This is a genomic window from Glutamicibacter sp. BSL13 (assembly GCF_052928425.1).
The window spans coordinates 75,805-81,865 of sequence record NZ_JAVGCZ010000002.1; the positions used below are offsets into that span (position 1 = coordinate 75,805).

General features: G+C 63.6%; 7 protein-coding genes. 3 read left to right on the plus strand and 4 right to left on the minus strand.

Annotated elements, in window-relative coordinates:
* Positions 1-36 precede the first annotated feature (36 nt).
* Complete coding sequence (locus tag RCJ92_RS00735) at positions 37-324, minus strand: antibiotic biosynthesis monooxygenase family protein (protein WP_446753459.1); 288 nt, start codon at positions 322-324, stop codon at positions 37-39.
* A 240-nt stretch (positions 325-564) separates the two neighbouring features.
* Here RCJ92_RS00735 and RCJ92_RS00740 point away from each other — a divergent pair, with 240 nt between their 5' ends.
* Entirely contained in the window at positions 565-1,797 is a 1,233-nt protein-coding gene (locus RCJ92_RS00740; protein WP_421014377.1) for an MFS transporter, read from the plus strand.
* Between the two features lie 103 nt (positions 1,798-1,900).
* The gene (locus RCJ92_RS00745) at positions 1,901-2,455 is read left to right on the plus strand and encodes a type 1 glutamine amidotransferase domain-containing protein (RefSeq protein WP_446753460.1); all 555 of its coding nucleotides are present in this window, start codon (positions 1,901-1,903) and stop codon (positions 2,453-2,455) included.
* Positions 2,456-2,601: 146 nt separating this feature from the next.
* Here the strand turns inward: RCJ92_RS00745 and RCJ92_RS00750 are convergent, their stop codons facing one another.
* The 3 genes from RCJ92_RS00750 to RCJ92_RS00760 are packed head-to-tail and all read right to left on the minus strand — an operon-like array spanning position 2,602 to position 4,758.
* Positions 2,602-3,093 carry a hypothetical protein gene (locus RCJ92_RS00750; RefSeq protein ID WP_346922246.1) on the minus strand — a complete coding sequence of 164 codons (492 nt, stop codon included), beginning with the start codon at positions 3,091-3,093 and terminating at the stop codon, positions 2,602-2,604.
* Positions 3,086-4,633: a sodium/proline symporter gene (locus tag RCJ92_RS00755; protein WP_421014378.1), complete on the minus strand. Its 1,548-nt coding sequence runs from the start codon at positions 4,631-4,633 to the stop codon at positions 3,086-3,088. The genes RCJ92_RS00750 and RCJ92_RS00755 overlap by 8 nt, the downstream gene beginning before the upstream one ends.
* Complete coding sequence (locus tag RCJ92_RS00760) at positions 4,630-4,758, minus strand: hypothetical protein (protein WP_279402284.1); 129 nt, start codon at positions 4,756-4,758, stop codon at positions 4,630-4,632. The genes RCJ92_RS00755 and RCJ92_RS00760 overlap by 4 nt, the downstream gene beginning before the upstream one ends.
* A gap of 172 nt (positions 4,759-4,930) precedes the next feature.
* On the opposite strand from RCJ92_RS00760, the gene RCJ92_RS00765 reads away from it, so the two are divergent.
* The coding region (locus RCJ92_RS00765) for a PucR family transcriptional regulator ligand-binding domain-containing protein (RefSeq protein WP_446753461.1) at positions 4,931-6,061 on the plus strand (1,131 nt) is incomplete at its 3' end.

Consider the following 6,061-nt stretch of genomic DNA (forward strand, 5'->3'; position numbering starts at 1 on the left):
CTTCATAGAGCCCCGTTCTAGAATTTTATGCCCGCGTTAGAGCTCCACAACCTCAAACTCAAGAAGCGCGTTGTCAGAAGCTACCGGCTTCTGCTTGGAGTGGTCGTGGCCGGCGCGGTTGTCTCGCCAGGTCTCGTAGTCCTCGCGGGTCGCCCACTGGGTGTAAACGAAGTAACGGCTCTCTCCGGCAATTGGACGCAGGAGCTTGAATCCCTCGAAACCCGGAGCGCTATCCACCGAATGCTTGCGTGCCGCGAAGCGCGCTTCGAGTTCCTCTCCGGCACCTTCCGGGACGTTCAAGGCGTTGATGACGACGACAGACATGTCTCTCCTTTCGGCCCCCTTTTTGGGGCAACCAGTGGTAGTTTCAGCCTACTCTTCCTGGCTCTTCCTTGGCGGTGAGCCGCTTCACATGGTTCAGTAGGTGACCCAAACCGATTAGGACAGGCCCCCTTTCCTCGATGAACGGGACAGTCATCGGCTTCTTGCCGCGCGTATGGAAGAATCCCGTTCGATACGGCCGCAATGGTGAGCCGATTATGCAATGGCGCGAAAGGGTCTTTGGTGGCTGAAACGAAAGAATCGCTGGGCTCCCAGCGATCCGATGTTGCCTGGGTGGTCATCGTCTTCAGTGGGGTGATGGCCGCCCTGCACATCTGGAAACTCCCCTCAGCAATCCCGGTGCTGCAAAACGAACTGGGCATCTCTCTACTCATGTCCGGCGTGCTGCTCGGCGTGGTTCAAGTGGCTGGCATGGTCAGCGGGTTGGCCATGTCTCTTGTCGCAGAACTGATCTCCCAAAGGCACACCATGGTTCTGGGGCTGCTCTTACTGTCCGTGGGATCGGCGGCCGGGTCCTTGTCACAGGGCGCGACCCTGCTTTTGATTACCCGCATCATCGAGGGTGCGGGTGTCATCATGGCCAGCGTGATGGGTCCGGGACTGGTGCGTGCCCATGCACCGCTGCACCGCATGAATGTCGCCGTGGGCTGGTGGGCCGCATTCATGGGCATTGCCACCTTTCTGGGCGTACTCGGAACCGCTATCGCACTGCAGTACACCACCTGGCAGACGTGGTGGCTGTTCCTTGCCGCCGCGACACTCATCCCGGTGGCGTTGATTCTCAAGGTCGTAGCACCCGACCATCCCGCTGGCAGCGCCGGAGCGAAGGCAGCCCTGACCCGGATCATCGCGACCGCCTCCTCCGGCCGTGTGTGGCTCAGCGGCCTCATTTTCGGCTGCTACACCGTGCAGTGGATGGCCATCGTTGGGTTCCTGCCCAGCATTTACCGCGAAGACGGACTTTCCCCGGTGATGGGCGGTCTCTTTGCTGCAGTGGTTGGTGGATTGAACGGCATCGGAGCCATCTGCACCGGCAACCTGCTGCAGAAGGGATTCTCGGCCAAGAAGCTGCTCCTCGCCGCGTTCCTCATCATGGCGGCGACTTCCGTGCTGACCTTCGCCATCGACTACCCGCCAGAATTGATGCTGCTCCAAGTGCTCAGTGTCGGCTTGTTCTCCCTGTGCGGGGCCATGGTGCCAGCGACCATGACGCGCATAGCGGTGGATCTGGCGCCCGAGGGCGGTTCGGCACCCGCGGCCATGGGATTGATGCAGCAGATCTTCAACATCGGAAACTTCACCGGCCCGATGCTGGTGGCCTGGCTGGTGGTGGTGACCGGGAGCTGGTCCTCCTCCTGGTGGGTCAGCGCGTTCTTTGGGGCGCTGGGCATCGGGGCCACCTTGGTGCTGATGCGCAAGGGTTCCCCATTGCACCAAATCCAGCACGCCCGCTAGTCCCTACTAAGTGCCACGACCTGAATAGTTGCTGACCCCCTCTTGCGTACCGGGTCCACGGGTGCAATCGTGGCCAGTGGATCCCAACGAAAGGAGCAAGACCATGGCCGATTTGTCAGGCAAGAAGGTTCTCGTGGTGGTATCCAACCGCGGAGTGGAGCAGGATGAGCTGAAGAGCCCGGTGCAGACGCTGAAGGATGCCGGCGCCGAGGTCACCATCGCATCCCTGAAGACCGGTGAGGTGCAGAGCCTCGTCAGCGACTGGGATCTGGGTGAGGCTTTCCAGGCGGACGCCGCACTGTCCGAGGTGAATGAAGCGGACTACGACCTGCTGCTGGTGCCCGGCGGCACGCTGAACGCGGACAACCTGCGACTGGATGAGGACGCCCAGCGCATCGCCAAGTCCTTCGCCTCCGGTGGCCGTCCAATCGCCTCAATCTGCCACGGCCCGTGGCTGCTGGTCGAGACCGGCTTGGTCAAGGGCAAGACCCTGACCTCCTACAAGTCCGTCAAGACCGACGTCATCAACGCCGGCGGCACCTGGAAGGACGTTGAGGTATTCCGTTGCCCAGCTGAGAACTGGGTGCTGATCACCTCCCGCAACCCAGGTGACCTTGACGCATTCAACGAGGCGATTATCAAGGAATTGAGCGCCTAGAACGCTTTTGTTTCCGGCCCTGTCGGAAAGAACTCCAAGTGGAGGAGCCACCGTCACGGTGGCTCCTCCACTTGTCTTTATAGGTGTCCTTCCGCTTCCGGAGCCCTTCGCGCCCTATCAAGGGACAGGGAGCTTCGTCCCGGGGCCTATCCCCCAATCACGAAGTACCCGCCATTTAGGCCATCCACCATGATCCGGTAGTCCTGGTCGGCAATTCTTGCCTGCAGCATCCAGTTCGGCTTCCACACCGTACGCACACAGGACTGCTCCTTGACTCCCCCGCGCCAGGCAAGCTTCGCCTTGCGCATCGATGCGGTGCGCACCAGCGCCGCCGCCTTGTGTCGGGCGGTTTCAAAGTCAATGGTGTTCCACTTCGGGTCCTTGACCTTCGCCAGGTCCAGGCCCGCCGCGTCCTCCAGGCGCCACGGGTCACTCAAGAACGCCTTGCCGGAGTAGTAGTCCACCAGCACGTGGGCGGCGCGCTGCCGCCTGGCCGGCTGCGGGACCTGGAACTGGAACCCGGCGAAGGGGTGGTGCAGCAGGCGCGCGCTGCCGGCGTGCAGCTGCGGCGCCTTGGACTTCAGCACCCGCCAGGCGTCCTGCTCATCCACCAGGGTCGTAAGGACCACTTCACTCATGGCGGGCCGCCACTTCCGCCTGGGCCGCCAGGTAGGCATCCTGGTTCATCAGCATGCGGGCCGGGATGGGGCCCACCTTGGCGGTCTCCTCCAGGGCACGGGCAATGTGCTCGGGCACCGGATGGTTGCGCTGGCTGGTCAGCGAGCCGACGATCATGGCAATGGTGGAGGCCAGGATGCCGGTGACCATCGGGTCGAGGCCGGTTGAATCTGGCAGTCCGGACAGCTGCCAGCCCACCGATACCACGGTGCCGGCAATCATTGAGGAAATCGCGCCCACGGTGTTCGCCTTCTTCCACCACACGGCGCAGACATACGCCGGAACGAAGGCGCTGCCCAACACCGTGGTGGAGAAGATGACCACCGCGGCGACCGCCGGCGGGTCGAAGGCGGCGATCACGTAGCCGATCACGGCCAACAGCAGTACGGTGATGCGCGAAACCCACACCATCTGCCCGTCGGTCATCTTGCGGTTGATGAACCGGGCATAGATGTCCTGCCCGGCAATCGTGCCGGCCTGCAGCAGCAGGGCATCGGCGGTGGACATGATCGCCGCCATGATCGCGGCCATCACGATGCCCACCGCGAAGCTGGGCAGCACCGCGTCGGCGACCTCGAAGATCGCGATCTCCGGGTTGGCCAGGTTCGGCAGCAGCAGCAGCGCGAACATGCCCACCAGGTAGGGGCCGGGGATGAACAGCAGGTTGAAGATCATTGAGTATGCGCCGGCGGTGCGGGCCACCGATGGTTTCTTCATGGCCATGTGGCTGACCACCACGTGCGGCCAGCCCATGTAGCCGATGGAGAAGACCAAGAGCGCGCCGAGGATGACGCCCCACTGTCCCTGGAAGCCGAGGTCCGCACCCCACATGGTCAGCAGGTTCGGATTGATCTGCCCCACGGCCTCGTTGCCGGCGGTGAAGCCGCCGATGGCGATCAAGGTGGCGATCAGGATCCAGACGATGCCGATGACCATGATGATGGCCTGCACGAAGTCGGTGTAGGCCACCGCCAGGTAGCCGCCGAGGAACGTGTAGAGCACGATCACGCCGATGGCGATGGCCAGGGCGAGCGGGAAGGACACCCCGGTCACCATCTCCAGGCCACGCCCGCCGGCAATGAACTGGGCCAGGACATAGAAGAACATGCAGAACAGCGCCACCGGTGCGGCGATCAGCCGGATCCACTTGGATGGGTAGCGGTGTTCCAGGTATTCAATGGAGGTGATCGAGCCCAGGATCTGCGAGAGCTTGCGCATCCTGCGGCCCAGCACGGACAGGTTCAGGATGCCGCCGCCCAAGTCACCCAGGGCGTACCACATGCCGAAGTAGCCCTGCGTATAGCCCAGCGAGCCGGCGCCCATGAACATGTAGCCGGACATGGAGGAGCTTTGCAGGCGCAGTGCGGTGACTCCGGGGCCCAGGCTGCGCCCGCCCAGCAGGTACCCCTCCGAGTCGGACTGCCCGCGCTTCATCGCCCAGAAGCCGATGCCGGCCATGGCGAGGAAGTAGACAACCAGGAAGGCCAGTTCCAGGCTCATTTCTCCCCTCCCAGGTCCTCGCGCTTCCAGTTGCGGCTGAGCCACATGAACGTGGCGGTGTAGATGACCCAGAACGCCGGAACGCCCAGGATCACCACGACGGTGAATGTCGGCAACCCAAACATCAGCAGTATCCTCCTCGGTACAGCACAACCTGTATGGTGTGAAGGGCATCACAAAATACACTGTGACCGCTAGCTTCGCACAGATGGGAAGGAACTGACAGTGACACACGGTGCGGAATTCGGTTCCAGCCGGACACTTTGTCCGGCCGATGGCATGCCGACCGTTGCCCAGGTGCTCCAGCTTCCACCCGTGCTGACCGGGGATCCCCAGGTGTTCGCGGACCAGCAGAATCTGGCCCGGCCCATCCGATGGGCCCACGTTCTGGAGAACATGATGCCGCGCGACCACCTGCGCGGCGGCGAAATGGTGCTGACCACCGGCATTGGCTGGGGCCCGGCCCCGGATTTCACGCGCTATGTCAGGGACCTGGCCCTGTGCGACGTGCCGCTGCTGGTCTTGGAGCTTGGCACCCCGGTCAGCGAGGCACCGCAGGAACTGGTGCAGGCCTGCCGCGAGGCGGGGCTGGCGCTGGTGATCATGCACCGAAAGGTCGCGTTCGTGGAGATCACCGGCGCCCTGCACGAATGGTTGTTCTCCGAGCAGACCCGGCGCATTGAAGCCGGCGGCACAGTGACCGTGCTGTTCACCGCCTTGATGCAGCGCGGCGCCCCTACCGATAGCATCCTGTCCACCTGCGCCCAGCTGCTGGGAACACCGGTGATCTTGGAGGATCAGGGGTACCATGTCCTGCGCTACGCCCCGAGTTCCACGGCGCCGCAGCAGATATTCGAGTCCTGGCAGGAGCATTCGGGCCGGGAACACCGTGCCGGAAACCCGGGACGGCATGCGGTGCCGGTGACCCTGCACGGCAAGCATTTCGGTTCCCTGATCTGCTCGCTTCAGGCCCAGCATCCCGCCGGAGTGCACCATGTGCTGACCATGGCGGCCGTGGCCATCGGCGTGGACCTGCTGCAGCGTCCCGGGTCCGCGCGCTGGGAACTGGGCACCGGACAACAGCTGCTGGATGACCTGCTGGTGCACAAGAAGGTCTCCGCCACCGAACTTGTCCCCCGCTTTGAAGCCTCCGGCCTGCCAATTCGCGGCAGGATCCTGCATGGTTTCGCCGTAGCCCTCACTCCACAGGCGGATCCGGGGCTCGCGGCCGAAAGCCTGCGGGAGGCCTTCGCGCCGCATCAGGCCACGGTGGCCCATCAGGTGGTCAACGGGCGTTCACTGCTCTTCGGCTTGCTGTCGCTGCAGGAGCAGGCCGTGCCTTTCGCGCAGGAAGCCTTCGAACCTGGCGAACAGCTGCGCGGGCCGCTGTATCTGGGCCCCGGCTGCCATGAACTGCAGGCAGCGGCC